Here is a 22,389-nt window from a genome sequence, read left to right on the forward strand (position 1 = left end):
GTAGCCAGTTTATAAAAAGAGGTGGGAAGCGTTAAAAATGAAGCTTATTTTACTGCTGCTTTATGATTCATTGTTGAATCTAAACGAATACCTTGGTCATTAATATCGACGTTAATATTCATACGCGTATCGTAATCTTTTAGGAACATCGCCTCTTCAGGAATTATTTCACCTGCTAATTCAACGGCATCAGCGATTGGCGTTAAAATTTTCTTAGTATCGAAAGATAGTTGATATACCCCTTCAGCTGATAATGTCTCAAGAGATAATTTCTCAGCTTCTTGTAATCCTTTGTTGCCATTGTAGATCACAAAGTGATCTCCTTTAATTGCCATTTGTGGATTTAAATTTAACCGTGAAGAGATAGGAATGACTTTATTAAGCGATACTGCAGGCCCATTATTAGTTAAATCAATTTGCTGTAATTCAGGTACAAACATCTTAATTGAATTAAATAAGTTAACAGGGTTTTTGACATGAATCGCCAATAATGCATCTAAACTTTCTAAGCGAGGTTGGTCATTATCTTGCGAGACAGCATAATCAAAAATAGCAGTACTGATGCCTTTCACATTAGCTGCCATGCTTGAACCCATACCTAGCATTGCTAGGGATTCACCGCTGGCATCTATCTGATATTGAATATCTGCTAAAGGCCCACATTGGAAACGTGGTGTTTTTAAATTCGCCCAAATATCAGTTAAAGCGCTAGATAGTTGACCAACATCTAAACCAATCGATGTTGCTATGACATTATCGTCAAAGTTTTGTGTGTAATTAGGGATGTAACCACGTAACGTTTTTAGAGCATTTAAGATCGGTTGATTTTTACTTTCAAGCACAGCTGCAAAACCTAGTGTTGATTGTTCTTTACTGATATCCACCTGCGTGTAACCAAAAGCAGTACGAGGCCAGTTTTGTGCAATACCTCGTAACTCTTCTTTACAGGCTGCGCTATGTAATAACTGAAAGGCAGTATCTTCATCTTTAGTTAGTTCTGTTAACTGTCTTGCCAGTTGGTTATCATCTTCACTGGTTAAGCCTTTGATGATTTCCACATGATTAACAAAACCAACACTGTTATTCATAAATTGATGTTGTTGCATAATATCTTCGAGCATGTGTGTATCAGCTAATGATTTGCTTGGTTTTTTTATCCCTAATGCCATGGCCAGTAAATCTTCTGATACAAAACTACTTTGAATAGTGGCTGTTAACATGCCATTTGATTGCGCAACGATTAGGTTAATAGGCTTACCTTGGTCATCTTCAACCATTGGATAAATTCTGTATTTAAGTCCTTTTAACTCACCTTCAGTATGCGTAAAGTCAGTTTCTTGTTCATTTTTATCTAACAAGTCCCAAATTGCTTGTGGGTTTTCAACTTCTACTTTGAGCACGGGTAATAGCCCTAGTGTATAAAAATAAGCGCGGATCTCATCTGCTAAACCAAAGTTCTTAGTCAGTAAATCGGCATCCTTTAAGCTATCTTCATAAGTACTTAGTAGATTCGTTAAAAAATGTATTGAGGGAGATTCTTCACCGTATAAGGATTCAATATGTGTCGGGTTTTTAGGGTCAATCAGGTTCGGTGCAGAGGCGATATAATCTTTAATAGGAAATGGGGTTAATTGACCTGTGAAAAATGGTGTATCGGCAGGTACGTAACTCAATACATTATCATTTTCTGCTTGTTGCTGGTACCAGTAAGCAGAAGCGCCAGCGGCTATTACCGCAATAGGAATTAATATTTTTTTCACAGTTGAAACTCCATAATCTATGACGAATAAAGCGACCTAATAAGGCGCGCTTTATAAAAGGCTTTATACCCTTTGTAAGTAACCAGTGGGTTAGTACATGAGGAGTAATATAATATATAAGACGGATAAATTTATTAGTCAGCTAAGTTGAGTATTTGTTCATTCAAATCTTAGACTTTTCACACTTTTCTCAATAGCTTGTGTATTAAGTTTTAGGATATCTCAAGTCTTTTAAATTAAAGCCCAGTTGAATATCTATTTTTAAGGAAACCAGTTGTTTGGAGAGTAAGGCTTCTTGTTGCTGTTGTTGTACTTTTAATAAACGTTTATCGCTATTATTTTCAGCTTGGAACATTCTCTGTAGGCTGTAGTACTCCTGCAATAAAGCCATAGCTCCTTTATTACCTACCCCTTCAACCCCTTTAATGTGACTACTGCTAATGCCGGTAATCGCCCAATAGTCTGTTAGTTGATCTATTTTCATGTTTAGTTTGTGTTCTACATAGTAACTATCCATGTGTAGAGATTGAAAATAGTCATAGATACTCGTGTAAGCATTCAGTAACTGATAAAACCCTTTATCTGTCGAGACTATTGTACAGCGCTGTTGACGTGCGGTGACTTTGTGGGCCAAGGTGGCAATCAGATCATCGGCTTCATCTTGCTCAGTAACTAAAGACTCAATACCCATTTCATAAAAGGCATCTTGAATATGTGGTAAGTAAGCTTTTAAATCACTAGGAATTGGCTTTCTGCCTTGTTTGTATTCAGGTAAAAGCTGATGTCGCCAACTAGCTTGATGACTATCAAATACACAAATGACATGACTGGGTGTATGTGCCCTTAATAATTTCTGTAAGGCATTACAGGCAGTATTGTTGGTGGCACTTAATGCAAATTCTGCTTTTACATTTTGTTTTTCTTGTATTGCATAGATGCGACGAATTAAGTTCATCGCATCTATGATTAGTAATGACGCGCCCATTCTAAGTAGTTATCTTATAACAAGGAGTGTAAACACTGCCAGGTAACTTCATACGGCCTTGGTCGATAAAGCTTTTCAATAATTTATCTACTCTTAACATTAATTCTTTTTCTCCGGTCAGCAAGAATGGGCCATTTTCTTCAATGGATTTTATTCCTTCATCTTTCACGTTACCACCAACTATACCTGAGAAAACTCGGCGTAAGTTTGATGCAAGTTGCTCTTTGGGTTGGTCGTGATGTAGCACTAAGTTTGCCATGTTTTGATGGTTAGGGATGAAAGGCTCCTGAAAGGTTCGGTCTATTTTTAATGCCCAATTGAATGAGTAAGCGTCACCAATAGCTTTACGGTACTCTTTGACACGATGCATCGATTTTTTGATTATTTTAGCGACTGTGGGGGCATCATCAATAATGATTTGATAATGCTCTTGGGCTTCAGGGCCTAAGGTGTGTACGATGAAGTCATCGATTGCTTCAAAGTAATCAACACTGCTTGCTGGCCCAGTTAATATAATAGGCAGAGGCTGGCGTTTATTTTCTGGGTGCATCATGATACCAAGAATATACAACAACTCTTCTGCAGTGCCTGGGCCGCCTGGGAAAATGATAATACTATGAGTAAAACGCACAAAAGCTTCTAAACGCTTTTCAATATCAGGGAGGATCACTAATTCGTTCACAATTGGATTTGGAGGCTCTGCAGCAATAATACCCGGCTCAGTTAAACCAATGTAACGGCCCGGCGCAACACGTTGTTTAGCATGTCCCACAGCGGCACCTTTCATTGGCCCTTCCATAGCACCAGGGCCGCAACCAGTACAAATATTGAGTTCCCTTAAACCAAGTTGATTACCCACTTCTCGTGTATAAGAAAACTCTGTTTTATTGATCGAATGACCGCCCCAACAAACGACCATATTCGGGTCAATGCCGGCTTTTAAAATATTGGCATTACGTAAAATAGAAAACACTAAGCTGGTGGATTCTTCACTATTAAATTCTGTTGATTCATGAGGCTGTAGCTGAGTGTTAACATACAAAATATCACGTAATACTGAGAATAAGAGGTCTTGCATTCCTTTAATTAACTCACCATCAATATACGCATCTTCAGGGGGATTAATGAGCTCTAAAATAACGCCGCGTTCTTGATGTAATACATTAACTTGAAAGTCTTTATGTTTTTCCAGGATCTCTTTACTGCTGTCAGTGTGGCTACCTGACTTTAAGACGGCTAACGCGCAATTTCTGAATAACTGGTAAGTTTCGCAAGAGGCACTGTATTTTAGTTGGTTGACCTCTAGTTGAGAAAGTAACGCCATACTGCCAACGGGACTGATATGTGAAATCATAGCTTCTCCTTTTAACTTTTTATTAGATTAACTGAGTTAGATGGAGAAGCCACGTAAAAGCACTGATTTTTGATAAATAATTAAAATAAAAAAGGTTATATAACTATATTTCTACTGATTTTCTGATTTTTGCTCATTTTTTGTAAGCTGAAAAACCTGATCTCTACCCTGACGTTTTGCTTGGTAAAGAGCAGTATCTGCTCGCTCAAAAACATCGTCACTTTCATCTGAAGGAGTAAATGCAGTAAAACCAATCGAAATAGTAATAGTCAGGTGCTCCTGTTTAAACTGGAATGGAATAGACTTAATGCGGTCACGTAATTTATTTAAAGCAAGCTCAGTTTGTGTTGGTGAAATCTCTGGTAATAATAATGTAAATTCTTCTCCACCAAAGCGTGCAATATAATCAGCATTACGAATAGATTTTTGTAATGTTTGGGCAATAACGTTTAGTACTTTGTCTCCGGCAAGGTGGCCAAATCTATCATTAATTGATTTAAAGTTATCGATATCAATAATCGCCAGGTTGAGGGGAGTTTTATAGCGTTGATAGCGAGTGACTTCTGTTTTTAAGCGTTCACTCCAAGCGGTTCTGTTAGGTATTTTAGTTAAGAAATCAATATGTAGTTGTTTATTCTGTTGCTTTAAGGTCTTTTGATAGCTTTGGGTCTCGTTCTGTAACTCCTTGATTTGCCTTACCATACTTTGAAATTTAGTACGGTATTTCTCTTCTTGTTGCTCTTCCTGTAAAGCCATCGCTGCTTTTACATTCGTTACGTAATCTGAGATTGAAGCTTGCAATTCTTCTAGGGTTTGATTTTTGCTGTTTGCTTGAAGCTGATCTGCACCTTGATGAATTGTTTTATAGGTTTCTTTTTGTTTTTCAAAGTCTTCTTCACTAAGCTTAAGGGTCTGCGCAAAATTTAAATAAAACTGCGTTAAGCTATCATTAAGCGTATATAAGAAATGACGGGAAGTTCGGCGTTCTTCTCGGGTGCTATCAATAATAATATTAATCACTTGTAGACAGTATTGAGGTAGCTGAAACGGATCTGGATCGTTAGAGATATCAATACGTACTTTTTCTAGTTTTTTAGCAAAAGCTTGGCCTACATCTAATTCCAAAATCAGTAGTTGTAACTCATCGTTAATAAAAGAGATGTCAGCTTTGGTATCTACTTCTGATGGGGTACAGCTTTTGTTTAATTCAATGACAGCATGTTGATAAATTTTAACTAGATCTTTTAAAGCACAGTGATGTTCAGTAATAGTGTAAGGCTCTGGTGCATCTTGCATCTCAGCAATTTTATCTTTTACTGCTTCTGAGAGTGAATTTATTTGTTGCAGTTGTGCTTGTGATTGACGTGCAACTAATTTACCTTCAGATAATTTATCTTCAAGCGTATAAGGGGTGCTTTCAAGTTGTTGGCTATACTCATCAAATAACTGATTTTCATCTTCAACAGTTTCTGTTGATTGCAATTTTTTTAAAAATTTAAACTGATATTTATCGATTGCTTTGTCTTGTCGATAACTCCGTTTTAATAATTGCTGCAATAATCGAGTTATTGCCTTAGATGACGCCATCTGCTGATTCCTTTTTATTATTTTAGCGTTCTGAAGTATCGATTAGTTTCTATGTAAGCACAAGCTAAGACACCTCAAATTTACCTAACGATTTAATTCTGGCCATGAGATCGTAGTGCCAGGATGGCTACTTTTTTGTTTCACTATACCTTTATCAATACCTGCTTGGCCTAATATCCACAAATCCCCATCAAAGAATGCGGGTTGAATTTTTTCAATAGCATACAACTCTAGCCAAGTATCGGTATTAAGTTGGTCACGCATCTGACAAGCCCCATATAAAGCGAGACTGGTTAAATTTAACATTCTTTCAGGGGCAATTGCCCGAGACACATTGTTTAAGAATGGGAAGGCAACAACGCCACAGGCAATATTTCCTTCTAGAGAATAACTATCAGCAAAGAATTTAAAAAAGGATTCAATTTCTAGTGCAAATTGTTTTGCTTCTTCATATTGTTCTTGTTCGGAAATGAATAACAGCTGATTATCACGTACTTGAGTGATTTGAGTGCGCTGGTAGAAATGCGTAGTCAATGCCTGACCTAAAGCTGCTTCAATTTTTTCTGCATTAAACAAGCCTTTTGTACCATTTAAGTTGTTAAGAAACGGAATATTTACTAGTGCATAAAATAGTGGGGTACCTTGATATTGTAATTCATTTTCTTGTATTTGCACTTGGTGAGAAGGCAATTTTGAACGTGGGTGTAGCTGCAATCTTTTACGCGTAGTTAGTTCTGATTCAACTAGTTTTTTATTGCGTCTAAAAATACCTAATACCATTAATAAAGCAATTAATAGTAATAATACCGCTATGTAAGCTACATTTTTAAAACGATTATTCTTCAACAATAACTCGTTATTTTTTGTTTCTAACTGGATTTGTTGTTGCGTTTGCTCAATAAGCTGAAATTGCTCATTGATTTTTAATTGTTGCAAAGCAAACAGCTTTTCCTTGATCGCATTTTGTAAGGAATGGAAGTTTTTAAAGTGAAAATTTGCTTGTTGATGGTCACCAGAGAGTTCATAACTTAAGGCTAGCATTTCAAATGCTTTTACTCTGAGTTCTGGAAACTTGTCTTTTGCTAAAGTTAATACATTTTCTAACTGTAAAATGGCTAACCCGGTATCTTGGCTACGAATATTAAGTTGCGCCAATAATAAGATAGTTTCGGTTTGTTGCTCCAGCCTATTCAACTTTTTAAAGTGGTAACGAGCATTTTGCAAATACTTCTGTGCTAGGTCAGTATTTTTATCCAGGTCATAGGGCATTGATGCATAAGTACGGCCTAATTCTAAATAAATATAAGCTAACAGTGTTTTATGCTTTTTCTCTACTAATTCCATCGCATTGAATAGGTAGATTAAAGATTGATTAAACTCTTTATTTTGACGCTTTAAAATTGCAAATTTCAGTAAACTATCAGCTTGTTGTACATAGTTTTCTGTGGGTAATAATAATTCAACGCGCTGACTAGCAAAGTCCATTGCACGCTTATAGCGATGCTTCTGCTGATAAAGATTAGATAGGCTAGCTTTGATTAAACTATTTAATTTAATCAATTGGAGTTGATCAGCCATTGCATTGGCAGTTTGAAAGTTTGAAACCGCCAGTTGTTGCTGGTTAATTTGGTCATAATAATGCCCATAGTAATAAGCTAACCAAGCTAATAGCTCTGTTTTTTTGCTATTCTTAAGGCTTTGTTTCACTTTACCTAGGGATTCATTTGCTAATTGGTATTGGTGTGTTTCTAAAGCTAATTTAGTGACAGTTAGGTTGACTATTTCAGGTAAGTTAGCGAAGTTGGTCTTTTTATTATCTGCCATTACTTGTAAAGAGTGCTGCATCATATTGATCAGCGTTTCATTACTCAACTGTGGACGTTCTGGCTCAGGTATTTCAATGGCAATCAGGTTTAAGGTTCTAATCTCATCTGGGCTTTCACTCGGGTTTTTTAATAGTGGCATTAATAACGATAAGCTTTTTTCGTAGTTTTCTAATTCGATGTAACAAGAAGCTAATAAGTGCGTTGGGGCATTATTAGGGATACGTTTGGTTGTTAAACGTGAGTTTTTATTAATGAAGTTGTCTTGTGGTGGTGGCAATGCAGCCACCTTATCCATAAATGCAGTAACATTATTAATACAAGAAACAGGTTCAAGTTCACGGGTTTTATAGCTTTCTTTAATAGATGCTGGGATTAATGCATCACCTAATTCTATTGCGAATACTGAATGGCTCATCACCACTAGTAAGCAACCTATCAATGCACGTGAAAAAAAGCTCATGAATACTTAAAACCTTATATGAAATTCGCACCTTACTTTTGTTAAGGTGCGGTTATTGTAACAAATTTAACGTTACTGTCTTACTAAACGAATATTGTGTATCTCTGGTAATACACAAGTACTGCGTAATGGATTGATATCTAAGCCACCACGACGTGTGTATCTAGCATAGACAGTTAATTCACTTAATGAGCCGTGTGCCATTAAATCACAAAATATACGCTCTACACATTGCTCGTGAAATTCATTGTGTTGACGGAAAGAGATTAAATAGCGTAGTAATTTTTCGTGATCTAAGCGCTTACCTGTGTAAGTTATCTCTACACTTCCCCAGTCAGGTTGGCTGGTGATTAAACAGTTAGACTTTAGTAGGTTAGAGTGAAGTGTTTCAGTGACTGTATCATCTAAACTAATGCCGTTTAACAAACTTGGAGATAGTTGATATTGATCTACTTCGATATCAAGCTCATCGATATTTATACCAGACAGAGCCCCTAACTCATCTATTACTTTATCTAATTTTGTATTAAGCGTCACTTCTACCAATTTTTTAGCACAGGCAGATAAGTCATTGCTGAGAATGGTTTGAACTTCTTCTACAGAGTCAAACTTACTTTGGTTAAAGCTATTAAGGTAAAGCTTAAATGATTTTGATTCGATTAAAAATTCACTATTGTAGGGAACTTTAACCACGCCAGTTGCCACTATTGGCTTACCTTTACTATTCAACCAAGAAAGCTCGTAGATATTCCATAAATCAACACCGTAAAAGGGGAGTGAATCAGCTTCTAAAGAAAGTTCATTACGATTTAAACTACGCGGAACACCCTGTAATAAAGTATTGTCATAATGGCATTTATATTCAGTGATTTTACCTAGTGATAGGTCTTTTAAAGCTGAATCGTGGTCGTATAAAGTTGAATGTGACATTGAGTTTCTCATTTTTAAATCAGAGGGTGCTATAAATGCAAGACAAAGCAGCCCGAATCGTTACAATAAGCAGTATTGTAACTAAAAAGAAGAATTATTCGAGCTATGAATACAGATATCCAAACTGAGTTATTGGCGTTACAAGCACGTCACCTTAAATTATGGGAAGTTAAAAACGGTACGCTTCCTACGCAAGCCTTTGATGCAGAGTGGCTGTCTCCTTGCCAAGTTGGTGAAGTATTTGAAGATAAAATTACTTGGAAAGCACAAAAACGCACAGAACAAGTTGATTTAAAAAATATTGAAGATGCACTTGAAGTAAAGCTTCATCCCACAATAGAAGCCTTATTTTGTAGCCATTATTGTGATCATATACCTTGTGAATTTGATGGTCATCCTATTGAATTAATTCAGGTATGGAATGATCAAGATTTTTTAGGTTTGCAAGAAAATATGATTGCACACTTTATGATGCAGAAACGTTTAAAGAAACCTGCCTCTATGTTTATTGCGACTTGTAGTGATGAAATGCAAGTTATCTCGATATTAAATGAGACTGGGCAAGTGCAATTAGAGACGTTAGGTAAAAAACAAGAAGCAGTATTGGCAGAGTCACTGGCAGAGTTTCTAAGTAAACTAAACCCTATCATACTGTAATTTATAATCGCGCTTATATATTACAGCCAAGTAATCGTGCATAGAAAGTTAGGTTAACATTTACTCTTATTATTTAGTCAACTAGGTGAGGCTTAACACTCACCTATATTTTTGCTATTAACACCAAACTATTTTCAGTAAGTGCTTAATAAGCGGATAATAATAATGGATTGGTAACTAGGTTTCTCACACCATGGGCATGATTTTCATTGTATTGATTGTCTTTGAACCATGTCGCAACGGTATTAATACTAACCTTTAATACTTGAGGGCGAACACTCCATGTAACCTGAAATGGTGAGCCTTGTTGGTTGTAAGCCGGCCCGGTGGTTGACCCTAAATATTGTATTGGTTGTCCTGAGTTATCTGGAATATTGATAGCCTGCGGACGATCACCTTTCACTGAGTCCTTGGTTAACTCTACAAAATCTAGAGCTTCTTTATCATTTACTAACACAAACACTTGAGACTCTACGCGAAGAGCCGGGTTTTTAGTTGAGTCACTTAAACATGAACCCAGTGTCGGTCCTGGTTTTACGTTTGCTGTTGAATAAACATAATGAACTTCAATAGTATCACCCGGAAATAATTGATGATGCAGCTCTTTAGATAAAGGCACAGAAATTGGAGTTAGTTCTTCCTTAGTTAATTGTCCTGCATATAAATATCCACTATTGTTACCCTTACCATCTCCATTACCAGCATAACGAGTAAATTCACCACCTTTATGCTCTGCATTTTTATGAAAATGAATATTACATAGGTTCATATCCGTGGTGTTTGGCGCATATGAAAATAACTGAGTATTGTTCCCTGCAATATTATCTATATCTCGTGGTGATTGAGGACCAAATCCTTTATCTAGGGTGTTTTGTTGTAATTCAGCTCTTTGTTGCTCAATAATCTGATCTGAGACTGGTTCTGATTGAGTTACTGTCTGTGATGCAAAAACCGATAATGGAAGTGCAGTCGTGGTACACAGTAGTAATAAGTGTTTTTTCATTAAAATTTTCATAGCTATCCTTGCTAGTTATTATTAGTAGCTACGTTATTGTAGCTAGCTTAAGTTTTTGCTTATTTGTTATGTAAGCTTCTGATGTAATTAGGGTTGTTATAATAGATGAATCAAGTGTTTAAATAAATAACAGATAGGGGAAGAATAAGATAAACTATATATTCCTTGTTCTTAATCACATTAATGCCAATATGTTACAAAACTTCTTTTTATCTATTCCAATCAGTTTACGTTTTATGCTGTTATCTGCATTTTCATTTGCATTAATGACAGCCTGCGTAAAGTTGGTAAGCACACACAATATCCCCGTTTTTGAAATTGTTGCTGCAAGAGGCTTGGTCTCTTTGCTGATAAGTTATGTTGATATTAAGCGTAAAAAAATCGCAGTGTGGGGAAATAATAAGGCGTTATTAATATCGCGAGGAGTGGTTGGCACGTTAGCGTTAATTTGTGTTTATTACGCAGTTACTACTTTACCACTAGCGGAAGCGACACTATTACAATATTTGTATCCTGTTTTTACCGCTTTATTAGCTTTTTTCTTTTTAAAAGAGCGAATTCAACGATCGACCTTAATATGTATTGGCTTATGTTTAGTTGGCTTACTTGCAATGGTTCAACCTAATCTGGCTTTAAATGGTGAAACGGTTTTACCTTGGTTTAGTGTGTTTGTTGCGCTATTAGGTGCATTAGGCAGTGGTACTGCGTATGTGATTGTTAAACGCTTGAGTAAAACAGAAGATAGTTCGGTGATTATCTTTTACTTCCCGCTGATTGCATTACCCTTGTCTTTAGCTTTATTAGGGAATGATTTTGTGATGCCAGATGGTGAAGCGTTAATTTTATTATTGTTTGTGGGGATATTCACGCAAGTTGGACAGGTTGGCTTAACAAAAGCGATGCAAACAGAAGTGGCGGGAAAAGTAAGTGCTTTCTCTTATGTGCAAGTCGTCTTTTCTACTATCTTAGGCGTGTTAATATTTAACGAAATCCCATCTATTTGGACATTGATTGGCGGTATACTAATCATTTTAGGAGCATTGGTTAATGTCTTTGGCGGTAAGAAAAAATAATCACTTTTAGTCAACTATAGTCTCCTCGTTAGTGTTTATACTGAGTAAACTCTTACCTTTAGGGTATTGGTGATGAGAGGGTTGATTAATAAGCCCTATTTTCTTGAAAATAGATTATTTTATACATTATTTATAGTTCAAATATGAACTATTATTGCTTTGTTGCGTCTATAATTGAGCGAAAAAGAAACAATTTTTGTCTGTTTACTTGTAGTATTATGCGGCAGAGTATTGCTACTTAAGCTGCTGACTAACATCAATAGCGTCCACTTAACCAAGATATTATTAGATAATTTAATCATATAAATGAAAATACCTAAAAGAATTCAGCCATTAATCGATGATGGCATTATAGATGATGTGTTACGCCAGTTAATGAGCGGCAAGGAAGCCACAGTATATGTTGTGCAATGTGGTGATCAAATACGTTGTGCCAAGGTTTATAAAGAAGCGAGTAAACGTAGTTTCAAAAATGCTGTTTTATATAATGAAGGGCGTAAAGTGCGCAATGGGCGTAATGCCCGTGCAATGCAAAAAGGCTCGAAGTTCGGTCGTGAACAGCAAGAAGAAATTTGGCAAAACACTGAGGTTGATACCTTGTATAAGTTTGCGGCAGCAGGCGTAAGGGTTCCAACCCCCTATGGGTGTTTTGGTGGCGTGTTAATTATGGATTTAATTACTGATGATGACGGTTACGCTGCTCCACGTTTAAATGATGTCGCTCTGTCGGAAGAGCAAGCACTAAGCCATCACGCTAAAATGATGGATTATGTGGTGCGTATGTTAAGTATTGGCATTATTCATGGTGATTTATCAGAATTTAATGTGCTGGTGGATGAGCAAGGCCCCGTAATTATCGATTTGCCACAAGCGGTCGATGCAGCTGGTAATAACAATGCTAAAAAAATGTTGTTACGTGATGTAAACAATATGACTCAGTATTATTCTCAATTTGCCCCAAGTTTAGCGACTACACGATATGGTGAAGAGATTTGGGCTATTTTTGAAACTGGAGAGCTTTCGGATAAAACGGTATTAACCGGTCAATTTGTTGACTCTGAAGTCACTGCGGATGTGGATAATGTATTAAATGAAATTAACGCTGCACGTGAAGAAGAGTTAGATCGTTTGGATCGAATGACTAATCATGACTAGTCATATTCAGCACCATTAATTGGTCAGAGCCTTAATATTATGTTTTCTCGTTTTTATTCCATAATGAATGTCGGCATCCAAGATGAGCCTCCGAGTAAAGTAGAAAAAATGCGTATGTTAAACGTGTTAAACCTACTCACTTTACTTGTCTCTTTTGTTTACACTGCTAACTATGTCTTTGTTTTAAAAGAAGACTGTGCTGCATTATACAATGTAATGTTAACAGGTGGGTACGTTCTTGTTTTTTTACTCAGTTATTTTCATTGTCACAAGGTCGCTAAAATAACCTATTTTAGCTTTGTTCTTCTGCATCTTTTTTTCTTTACTAATTTATTTTTTACGAAGGATAGTGGGTTTCATTTTTACTATTTCTTAGTGCCGATGGGAGTTCTGTTACTATTTGAATTAAAAGAGATATCTCTGAAAATTGTGTTTAGTATAGCGGCTGCATTATTATTCTTATACTCAGAGAATACACTCAATCCAGACCCGTTAGTTGTTTTAAATTCCGAGACTAACCATATACTGTATCAATCTGTTTTTTTAGTGAATATGTTTGCGATTGTTTTAGCATTAACCTTGTTTAGTAAACAGATAGAAAAACATGAATTAGAGTTAGTAAAGCAGGCAACCACTGATATTTTGACTGGTATTAAAAATCGCCGTTGTTTCTTTGAAGAAGGTGAACAGTTATTAATTGAAGCTAAAAAAGCAAAGCAGCATGTGACGTTACTGTTATTAGATTTAGACTTTTTTAAAAGTATTAACGATAAATACGGACACTCAGTAGGTGATGATTGTTTAGTCGGAGTTGCTAGTACTTTACAGAGGTTAGATTTTAAAGATAAAGTTTGTGCTCGTATTGGCGGTGAAGAGTTTGCTTTATTGTTACCTAATTGTAGTTTACAACGAGGCATGTTGATTGCTGATAAACTTAGAGTGCAAATTGAACACTTAGTGATCACCAATAAGAAAGACAACGTAGTGAAATGTACAACAAGTATTGGTGTTAGCTGTAACATCACCCAGCAAGAAAATTTAAAAGCGTTACTTGAAAAGTCAGATATCGCCCTATATGAAGCAAAAGGGAACGGACGTAACCGTGTAGCTTCATACTCTGAACATGGATGAACCTTGTTAAATCCAACATCCTAGGATGTTTCAACTAATCGTTATCCGCACCAAGAAATTACTAATAGGTTTTAATATGATTGCAAAAATTAAACAGTTTTTAAATTCGATGATCCCTCCTGATAGCCCTGAATTTGATAAGTCTTTAGCTATTGTTTGTTTGCTTTGCGAGGTTTGTGTCGCTGATCATCAAAGTGCTTCTGAAGAAGAAACTGCCGTTGTCCATACTTTACAGAAGCTGCTGAATATAGATGCAAATAATGCAAGTCGCTTGTTACAAGAGGGAATGAAAGAGGTGAGCGCGAGTAATTCAGTATTTGATTTTACTTCGCAATTAGGCGAGTTAGATAGTGATGCTCGTATTGATGTCATTAAAGCAATGTGGGAAATTGCTTATGCAGATGGACACTTAGATGAAATGGAAGAGGCATTGATTCGTAAAGTTGCTTCATTACTTTATGTTAATCACAGTGATTTTATTAAAACTAAATTATCAGTTGTACCAGCTCACTAACAATGAGCAGTTGTATCGAGCTGCTATTATCAATAAAACTAAATGGTTGTGATAGCAGTTTTATAAAGGTGGGAGTGATTTAATTTGTTATTGTATTTAGCTGGTCTTTGTCACTTTTTTGTTTACCCATAAGCTCTTCTTTTCTTAACTTTCTTAATATAGGAAAAGACCTTTTCTGGTAAAATATTACCTATATATCTTCGTCTAAAACCTACTTTCCATAAAGATGAATAATAATGTTTTTTAAACTTAAATGGAGATGTAAAAGCACTCCATGAGCCAGATGTTTTAGCTAAATGCCTTTCATAATTATAGTTTCCTACATATTCTGAATGAGTCAAATTACCAAATTGTACAGACTCTTCATAAGTAGGAGTGGTTAATAACCTTGAAATTGGGTTTATTGAAGTTTCAGGTGAAATTTCCATTTTCCAGCAATCACTTTCTGTTTTCATAAAGTCTTTAATAAAGTCTAATGTACCTTCTTGAAACTCATTTATGATCTCTGTTGTTCTATGAGAAGATATATGTTCTTCACAGACGGGGGTAATCCCTTCTTTATCTGATTTAAAGTTAATGACCGAGCCGTGGGGGGCAGAAAAGATAAATTCGAACAAATGTACACAGCTAATAACTACATCGTAATTCTTTTGTGGCTGAGAGAAGTTACATATATATCCTGACATTGGTAAACCCTTTGATACATAACGCTTTGCAGTATCAAATGTGCCTAGGTAATAGCCTTCAACATCTAGTTTTTTATTTAGTATGCGGCTTAATTTATCTATTGAATTTTGCATTGTACCTTGCCAACCTATGTCAACAATCGCTATTTTACCAGCTCTCAGAAAATCAATTTGTTGTAAGTAGCTTGTTAAATTTTCACGTTCATTAGCGGAAACTTCACATACTTCTTTGGTTAATAATTGGAAAAGAGTCGCTAATTTTTTTTGATCTGATGGGGAAACTATTTTATCGTTTTTATCAATAAAACCTGCTGCCTTTATTTTAGCTATATGCTGATCTGAGTTGATATCTACTCTGTCTAGATAGTGCCTTACACTTAAATTAGGAAAAATATTACATAGTAACTTTAGTGATGACTCGTCTATATTATCACATATAGTGGGTATATTAATTGCTCTTCGAGAAGCATACATATACTGACTAGGTGGCACTGCTTGGCCTTGATTCATTAAGTTATAAACTTTATGCATCATGTATCCGTCACGTGCGAGAAAAAATGCTTTTTCAACTTGCTGTTCAACAAGCTTATTGGTTAGCCACCGAATAAACCCTAAATAGATAATGCCGCAATATATATAACCAAAATCGTACCACAGGTTTACATTATTATTACCTCTGCGAGTAAACACTTTATTGATAACAGTTGCAAAGTAAATAGATTCATCAATCGATAAGTTCTTATTATATAGCTCTTTTAATATTTTAAACTCAGGTCGTTGGAATGCGTATTCACTAGGTTTTTCATAATAGTAGGTTTTGATCCCTTTTTTCATCGCATTGATAATATCGGCATAAAAATAATCACCTACATGAAGAATGCTAGAAGGCGGGCAGGCTAGCTCATTTAAAATATGATTGAATAAAGTGCCTTTAGATTTAGACTTACGAATAGTGGAAGATAGGTAAAGTTTATTAAAGGTAGTATAACCATTGTCGTGGAGGATTTTGGTTATAACACTTTCTGGTAAGTACATATCTGAGGTAAAAATAACTTTTTTACCGTTATCTATACAATATTGATAAAACTTATACATATATTCATTTCTGATACAAAATTTTTGCTCTATCTCTATTTCTAACGTTTTCAATCTCTCTGTTATTTCGTTATCGAGGTTTTGCGTTGTTTGGATATGATGGTAAATCTCGTCTAGATTGAGGGATTGAACACCACTTATTTTAGTCGCTATCTTAGTGGCCTCAGGTTCCGCTTTAGTGCGTACCTTTTTGAATTTAAAACTAAGTTCTCCATATTTCTTAATATATAAATTTTCTACAATAGTAAAGATATCTGCAGGATCAAGTACTTTTCTAACAATAACCGTATCGAAAATATCAAAGGAGATGACATCGCTTTTATCAATTAACTTTTTAAAATCATTATTACGATATAATCGTTTTGTTAACGTGATGCATCTATTGAGGATTTTTAACTTAACTTTTTTAAATTGCTGCTTTTTTAATATCATAATTAATCATCCTCAATACCGTGTATAAATTCACAAACTTATGAATTACATTTACACGATATGTTTGAAGTAAAGCATCAGATTGCTATTTCCATAAGAAAACAAATAAATACTGTTTCTAAGTTATCTGATGATGTCCATATACCTGCTTTAAGATTTATACTGATTCAATTATTTTATTATTTAGACATTGTTAATTAGGGGTAGCCTTTGTGTACACGGCCACTTCAAATTTTAAGTGGTTACTTTTCGATGTTTTCTATATAAACACATATATATTACTGAAAAATTATAGGTGCTTTAAAGAGGAGGTTGTTTTGGAGAAGCATCTAAAGCAAATTTAATATTAATCCTATAAAGGCCCTAATTAATCTCGACCATATCTCATTTATAATAAAAACTAGCAATAAGATACTGTGAATGCATTGTTAAGTTGAATTATCAGAACAGTTATACTACTGCAACAGGTGACTTAACAAAATACCAATTTAGTTAAGGTTTTCCTTTTAAGTTCAGTTTAATCGTTTTTTTAATAAATAATCCGTTTGGATATCTCCACCCATATCAAATCCGTGTTCACCGAATTTGAAAAATCCCATTTTATTGTAGAATTTTAATGCTGGTTGGTTATCTTCCCATACACCTAGCCACAGGTATTGTTTATTCTGCTGTTCAGCACGTGCAACGGCAAAGTTAATTAATTGATGACCTAATCCTTCACCTAAAAATTCTTGTAAAAGGTAGATTTTTTCAACCTCCAAGGCATCCGGATCGGCAAGATCTGTTTGTGCACTACCCACATTAAGTTTTAAAAATCCTGCGATCTCGGCTGTTTCATTGCTAATAGGCGCTGAATAGATAAAGTAAAACTCGCTTTCTGGATTCTGTAATTGTGTTGAGAGTAGCTTTATATTTAATGATTCTTGATAGTATTTTTGTAATAAGGCTTCACTGTTACTGTCAGCAAAGGTTTGCTGGTAGGTTTCAATAGCAATTTTTCTTAATAAAGTAACTTGCGCTAAGTTACATTTTTGCATGTTATTCGGGATAGTTGTTTGCATCATTTTCCTTATACCAATCACATTAATTAATCTATTTTACTTGTTAAGATAACTTATATCTTCGTTGTAATTTTCGGAAAGGGGCAACCATTCACATCTTTACCTTAATGCTCCTAGAGGTTGAAATTACTGCTTAAACTAAGTCATTTTTCCTACATAAAATTTACAACACTTATTTAATATAATTGGTATTAAAATTTTAATAAAACCCTTGGTTATAAGTTCCATATCTTAAATTAACTTACTCATCGGCGCAAAATTTAGCACCTATAAATTTGCTTCTATTAGGTTAATTTAAAAACGGATTGGTATAATGGGTATTGTTGATTTTTATTCATGAATTGAGAATATGATGAAAGTGGTTTTTGATGGGCCTGAAGATGGTCCTCTATTTGTTTTTGCTCATGGGGCTGGTGCACCTTTAACTTCTGACTTTATGCAAAAAGTCAGTGTTGGACTTGGAGAACAAGGTATTAGAGTTGCTCGTTTTAATTTTAATTATATGCAGCAACGGGTTGATACTGGTAGCCGTCGCCCACCGGAACGAGCTCCGAAATTGGTTGAACAATTTATACAACTTATTAATGGTTTCGAACAGCCTATGGTAATAGGTGGCAAATCAATGGGAGGGCGTATGGCTAGTTTAGTGATGGCTGAACATGCGTTGGCTCAAGTAAAGGGTGTTGCTTGCTTGGGGTATCCTTTTCACCCACAAGGTAAACCGGACAAACTACGGATCGAACATTTAGAGCAGGTCAAGGTGCCTTTGGCAATCATACAAGGCACTAGAGATAAATTAGGGAGTCAGGAAGAGGTCGCAAATTATGATTTGCCTAATGCATTACAGTGGCATTGGTTAGAAGATGGGGATCATGATTTAAAACCGAGAGTAAAAAGTGGGTTGACACAGAATGGACATATGCAATCTACTATCGATTATTTAGCGAATTATATTAAACAATGCGTGGTTATTTGATAAAAGAGACTGTTTTACGAGCTGTTGCTTGAAAACTATCCATTGTTTGGATAATAAATTAGCTTTATCTACATTTATTTGTAAAAGAAGTGTGGATGTATTGTTGATTATTTTTTAAAATCGACATCCGGTCGACATATAAGCAATGATACCTGTACTTTTCATCCATTGTCGTAAAGCATTTAGTTACAGAAGGGAGTTACATGTCAATTGATATCAAACCGCTAGCAGTTGCAGAGCGAAATACCTGTCCAGCAGAATTTAGTTTTGGTGAAGTATTTGCCGACCATATGTTTACACAAACTTATGATGCGAATCAAAAATGGTCAAATGCTGAAATAAAACCTTATCAAACACTGCAATTAGACCCATCAGCTTCGGTTTTACATTACGGTCAAGAGATCTTTGAGGGGTTAAAAGCATATCGTACAGAGAAAGGGGATATTCATTTATTCCGTCCTCGTGAAAACTTTAAACGTTTTAATCGTTCTGCTGCACGTATGGTAATGCCAGAGATCGATGTGGAGTTTCATCTTGAAGCTTTGATGGCGCTATTAAAAATAGATAATAAATGGGTGCCTGAAAAAAATGGTACATCACTATATATTCGTCCAACGATGATCGCGACAGGTGCTAAATTAGGCTTGGGTGCGAGTGATAAATACTTGCACTTTATTATTACTGGGCCTGCTGGCGCGTACTTTAAAGATGGTTTTTCTCCTGTTTCTGTTTATGTTGCAGATAAATACCGTCGTGCAGTTGTTGGTGGTGTTGGTGAAGCAAAAACTGGCGGTAACTACGCGGCAAGTTTATACATGTCTGAAGATGTTGCAGCGCGAGGTTATTCTCAAGTACTCTGGTTAGATGCTATTCATGGTAAATACATCGAAGAAGTTGGCGCGATGAACATCTGTTTTGTTTATGGTGACCATATAGTTACCCCTAAATTAAGCGGCAGTATTTTACCAGGTATTACACGAGATTCGATTTTACAATTAGCTCCAACTCTTGGTTACACTGTATCTGAAGAGCAATTAGCAATAGAAGATATTTTAGCTGATATTAAAAGTGGTAAAATTACTGAGGCCTTTGGTTGTGGTACAGCTGCGGTTATCTCTCCAGTAGGCCAATTATGCTGGAAAGATGTTGATTACATCATCAATGATAATAAAGCAGGCGAAGTTTCTCGTAACTTGTACGATGAATTAACGGGAATTCAATACGGTCTTCGTGAAGATAAATTTGGTTGGATAGAAAAAGTAGATTGTTAATCATTTAGTCTTCTTTTTAATTACCTATTATCAAGGCGCTATTTAGCGCCTTTTTGATATCTAATAGGCATGGCTGTTATTATTCTTAAACGCATTATCAACACTATCACAAATCATATTTCTCACCCATTGATGGCCTGGCTCATCCGTGTTGCCTTGATGCCATAACAATACGTAAGCCATTTCATGGAGTTGAAAAGGCAATGGGATCTGTTTCAGTGGGTACAGCTTTTGCGCATGTGGAACAAAGCTGCTTGGTAATGTAAAAATTAAATCGCTATGCGCGCAAACACTTGCTCCACCATAGAAGTCTGGCAATGTACTGATGATATTACGTTGCTTGTTATGTTTTTCTAACTCGAAATCTATGGCCCAAAACTTATTACCTTCGCAGCTAACTTGTAAGTGATTACACGCTAAATAACCTTGTATATCCCAAGTATTATTTTTGACATGTTGTAATGCCGGGTGGTGATCATTGACTAAACAGGTTTGATGATCACTGAATAATATCTTATAGGTTAGTTCATCGGGTAAGTTATCTATCTTTAACTGTTGTTGCTGATCATAATCTATACCAGTAATGCCAAACTCTACTTTGCCTTTTTGTAAGTCTTGCATGGATCCTTCTTTCCAGCCTAAAACATCTAAATGAATATTACTGGCCTGTTGTAATAAAGGTCCAATAAAAGAAGGTAATAATGTCGCGTAGGCACTTTCCAACATGCTAATAGAAAAGTGTCGGTCACTGCTTAAAGGGTCAAAGGTAGGTGCTTGAGTAAGTTGATATAGGCCTTGCAGTAATTTAGTGAGTTTCTGTTGTAAATTAAGTGCATGGGGAGTGGGTTTTAAACCATGTGCTGTTCTGGTAAATAGCGGATCTTGTAAATGCAAACGTAAGCGAGACAAACTTTTACTTAAAGCTGATTGACTGACATTCAAGCGAGTTGCTGCGCGAGTGACGCTTTGTTCCTCTAATAAAACTTGTAAAATAACTAATAAATTAAGATCTATTCGAGTGAGTTTATCAATATGCATAGATATTCCTGTTGGGAAAATAAGAACTGAATTAATACCATTTCTATTCATATCATAGTTGATTTACACTCGCATTGTTATCAGTTTAATATCACAAATTGGCATTTTATTTTCGTTATTTTTAAAGAGAGAGTTATGAGTCGTAAGTTGTTACCAATCCTAATGATGATGGTGGTGTTAAGCCCACTGGCCATTGATATCTATTTACCTTCCATGCCTGAGATGGCTGTTGAGTTCGGAGTATCGGATACTCAGGTTCAATCGACTTTGATCCTGTTTATTTTGTCGATGGGGGTAGGGCAAGTTCTAATTGGCCCATTAGCTGATAGATATGGGCGTAGACCAATTGCGTTGGTGGGAATTTGTTTGTATATCGCGAGTAGTTTTTTTGCGTCAGTTGTGGTGCAGTTTGAATATTTACAACTGGCTCGTGTACTACAAGGTATTGCAGCTTGCGCTACTTCAATTGTTGTATTCAGTGCCGTGAGAGACAGATTTAATGCACAGCAAAGTGCACATTATTATAGTTATTTAAACGGTGTTATTTGTGTTATTCCTGCATTAGCACCAACTTTAGGTGGTTTCTTAGCATTGCATTTCGGTTGGAGAGCTTCGTTCATCTTCATGACTGTATTTGCTATTTTAGTGTTGTTTGTTGTTGCTTTTAGATTACCAGAGACTCGTCCTGAACATGCTAATAACCATACGGCCCTATACAGGTGGGCACGTTACCAACCTGTATTAGCCAATAGCCAATTTGTTTTTTATGCGTTGACCTGCATGATTGGTATGGCCAGTATTTTAACTTATGTATCCTACGCACCTAGTTGGATCATTAAGCATTTAGGGTTAACAGAGCTGACCTTTAGCTACCTATTTGGCTTTAATGCATTGATTAATATCGTGGCTTGTTTTGCTGCACCTAAAGTGATTAAAAAAGTCGGTAATCATCAGACGGTGACGATTGCACTGTGGTTAATGCTGGTATCGGGAGCTGCTCAATTTATATTACAACAGTTGCCTTATACTAGCCCGTTAGTTGGCGGTTTATACTTTATGTTACCAATGTTGTTGTTATGTATTGGCTTTGCACTTTTGTTAGGGCCGGCAACATCAATGGCATTAAGCTCTTTTGGTGAGCGTGCAGGTACTGCGAGTGCATTACTAGGCTGCATTCAAATGGCTGGTGCCGCGTTATTAACGGGGTTACTGCAGCAGACTAGTTTAACGGGGCCCTACGCAAGTGCTTTTATGATTGGTGGAAGTGGGTTATTGCTGCTGATTGTTATGACCCTGCCTAAATATAAACATTGGCATCAAGAGCGTCCTAATTACGCTTAAGCACCTGTTGAAAATTTATTCGCATTCTCTGTGTTAGCTTGA

Annotated in this window: 18 protein-coding genes; 8 read left to right on the plus strand and 10 right to left on the minus strand. The window is 35.9% G+C overall.

What is annotated here, in order from left to right:
* Positions 1-44 precede the first annotated feature (44 nt).
* The 6 genes from AC0L3W_RS17130 to queF all read right to left on the minus strand — a co-directional run bounded on the left by AC0L3W_RS17130 (position 45) and on the right by queF (position 8,902).
* A complete protein-coding gene (locus AC0L3W_RS17130; RefSeq protein WP_409439980.1) occupies positions 45-1,760 on the minus strand; it encodes a hypothetical protein in 1,716 nt (571 codons plus the stop codon).
* Between the two features lie 205 nt (positions 1,761-1,965).
* The gene (xni, locus tag AC0L3W_RS17135; RefSeq protein WP_409439979.1) at positions 1,966-2,745 is read right to left on the minus strand and encodes a flap endonuclease Xni; all 780 of its coding nucleotides are present in this window, start codon (positions 2,743-2,745) and stop codon (positions 1,966-1,968) included.
* Position 2,746: 1 nt separating this feature from the next.
* Complete coding sequence (gene ppnN / locus AC0L3W_RS17140) at positions 2,747-4,099, minus strand: nucleotide 5'-monophosphate nucleosidase PpnN (RefSeq protein WP_290039093.1); 1,353 nt, start codon at positions 4,097-4,099, stop codon at positions 2,747-2,749.
* A 111-nt stretch (positions 4,100-4,210) separates the two neighbouring features.
* The gene (locus tag AC0L3W_RS17145) at positions 4,211-5,686 is read right to left on the minus strand and encodes a GGDEF domain-containing protein (protein WP_409439978.1); all 1,476 of its coding nucleotides are present in this window, start codon (positions 5,684-5,686) and stop codon (positions 4,211-4,213) included.
* A gap of 84 nt (positions 5,687-5,770) precedes the next feature.
* Positions 5,771-7,972 (minus strand): tetratricopeptide repeat protein, encoded by a 2,202-nt coding sequence (locus AC0L3W_RS17150; RefSeq protein ID WP_409439977.1) that lies wholly within the window; start codon positions 7,970-7,972, stop codon positions 5,771-5,773.
* 72 nt (positions 7,973-8,044) lie between these two features.
* Positions 8,045-8,902 (minus strand): NADPH-dependent 7-cyano-7-deazaguanine reductase QueF, encoded by an 858-nt coding sequence (queF, locus tag AC0L3W_RS17155; RefSeq protein WP_409439976.1) that lies wholly within the window; start codon positions 8,900-8,902, stop codon positions 8,045-8,047.
* 105 nt (positions 8,903-9,007) lie between these two features.
* Here queF and syd point away from each other — a divergent pair, with 105 nt between their 5' ends.
* Positions 9,008-9,559 (plus strand): SecY-interacting protein, encoded by a 552-nt coding sequence (syd, locus tag AC0L3W_RS17160; protein ID WP_409439975.1) that lies wholly within the window; start codon positions 9,008-9,010, stop codon positions 9,557-9,559.
* Between the two features lie 145 nt (positions 9,560-9,704).
* Here the strand turns inward: syd and AC0L3W_RS17165 are convergent, their stop codons facing one another.
* Positions 9,705-10,574, minus strand: coding sequence for a delta-class carbonic anhydrase (locus AC0L3W_RS17165; protein ID WP_409439974.1), 870 nt, complete (start codon positions 10,572-10,574; stop codon positions 9,705-9,707).
* A 191-nt stretch (positions 10,575-10,765) separates the two neighbouring features.
* Here AC0L3W_RS17165 and AC0L3W_RS17170 point away from each other — a divergent pair, with 191 nt between their 5' ends.
* The 4 genes from AC0L3W_RS17170 to AC0L3W_RS17185 all read left to right on the plus strand — a co-directional run bounded on the left by AC0L3W_RS17170 (position 10,766) and on the right by AC0L3W_RS17185 (position 14,447).
* Positions 10,766-11,647 (plus strand): DMT family transporter, encoded by an 882-nt coding sequence (locus AC0L3W_RS17170; RefSeq protein ID WP_409439973.1) that lies wholly within the window; start codon positions 10,766-10,768, stop codon positions 11,645-11,647.
* A 306-nt stretch (positions 11,648-11,953) separates the two neighbouring features.
* On the plus strand, positions 11,954-12,802 hold the full coding sequence (locus AC0L3W_RS17175; protein WP_290039100.1) for a PA4780 family RIO1-like protein kinase: 849 nt from the start codon (positions 11,954-11,956) through the stop codon (positions 12,800-12,802).
* 39 nt (positions 12,803-12,841) lie between these two features.
* The gene (locus tag AC0L3W_RS17180) at positions 12,842-13,933 is read left to right on the plus strand and encodes a GGDEF domain-containing protein (protein WP_409439972.1); all 1,092 of its coding nucleotides are present in this window, start codon (positions 12,842-12,844) and stop codon (positions 13,931-13,933) included.
* A gap of 76 nt (positions 13,934-14,009) precedes the next feature.
* Positions 14,010-14,447 carry a tellurite resistance TerB family protein gene (locus AC0L3W_RS17185; protein ID WP_290039102.1) on the plus strand — a complete coding sequence of 146 codons (438 nt, stop codon included), beginning with the start codon at positions 14,010-14,012 and terminating at the stop codon, positions 14,445-14,447.
* A gap of 122 nt (positions 14,448-14,569) precedes the next feature.
* Here the strand turns inward: AC0L3W_RS17185 and AC0L3W_RS17190 are convergent, their stop codons facing one another.
* Complete coding sequence (locus AC0L3W_RS17190) at positions 14,570-16,660, minus strand: HAD family hydrolase (RefSeq protein WP_409439971.1); 2,091 nt, start codon at positions 16,658-16,660, stop codon at positions 14,570-14,572.
* A gap of 512 nt (positions 16,661-17,172) precedes the next feature.
* Positions 17,173-17,724 carry a GNAT family N-acetyltransferase gene (locus AC0L3W_RS17195; RefSeq protein ID WP_290039104.1) on the minus strand — a complete coding sequence of 184 codons (552 nt, stop codon included), beginning with the start codon at positions 17,722-17,724 and terminating at the stop codon, positions 17,173-17,175.
* 346 nt (positions 17,725-18,070) lie between these two features.
* On the opposite strand from AC0L3W_RS17195, the gene AC0L3W_RS17200 reads away from it, so the two are divergent.
* Together AC0L3W_RS17200 and AC0L3W_RS17205 are read left to right on the plus strand one after the other, a co-directional pair.
* Positions 18,071-18,697 (plus strand): alpha/beta family hydrolase, encoded by a 627-nt coding sequence (locus AC0L3W_RS17200; RefSeq protein ID WP_354669222.1) that lies wholly within the window; start codon positions 18,071-18,073, stop codon positions 18,695-18,697.
* 203 nt (positions 18,698-18,900) lie between these two features.
* Positions 18,901-19,968, plus strand: a complete 1,068-nt coding sequence (locus AC0L3W_RS17205) for a branched-chain amino acid aminotransferase (protein ID WP_290039105.1) — start codon at positions 18,901-18,903, stop codon at positions 19,966-19,968.
* Positions 19,969-20,028: 60 nt separating this feature from the next.
* Here the strand turns inward: AC0L3W_RS17205 and AC0L3W_RS17210 are convergent, their stop codons facing one another.
* Positions 20,029-21,006 carry a LysR family transcriptional regulator gene (locus tag AC0L3W_RS17210; RefSeq protein ID WP_409439970.1) on the minus strand — a complete coding sequence of 326 codons (978 nt, stop codon included), beginning with the start codon at positions 21,004-21,006 and terminating at the stop codon, positions 20,029-20,031.
* Between the two features lie 135 nt (positions 21,007-21,141).
* Here AC0L3W_RS17210 and AC0L3W_RS17215 point away from each other — a divergent pair, with 135 nt between their 5' ends.
* A complete protein-coding gene (locus AC0L3W_RS17215) occupies positions 21,142-22,347 on the plus strand; it encodes a multidrug effflux MFS transporter (protein WP_290039107.1) in 1,206 nt (401 codons plus the stop codon).
* The last annotated feature ends 42 nt before the right edge of the window (positions 22,348-22,389 follow it).

The organism is Psychromonas sp. KJ10-5, from assembly GCF_055808325.1.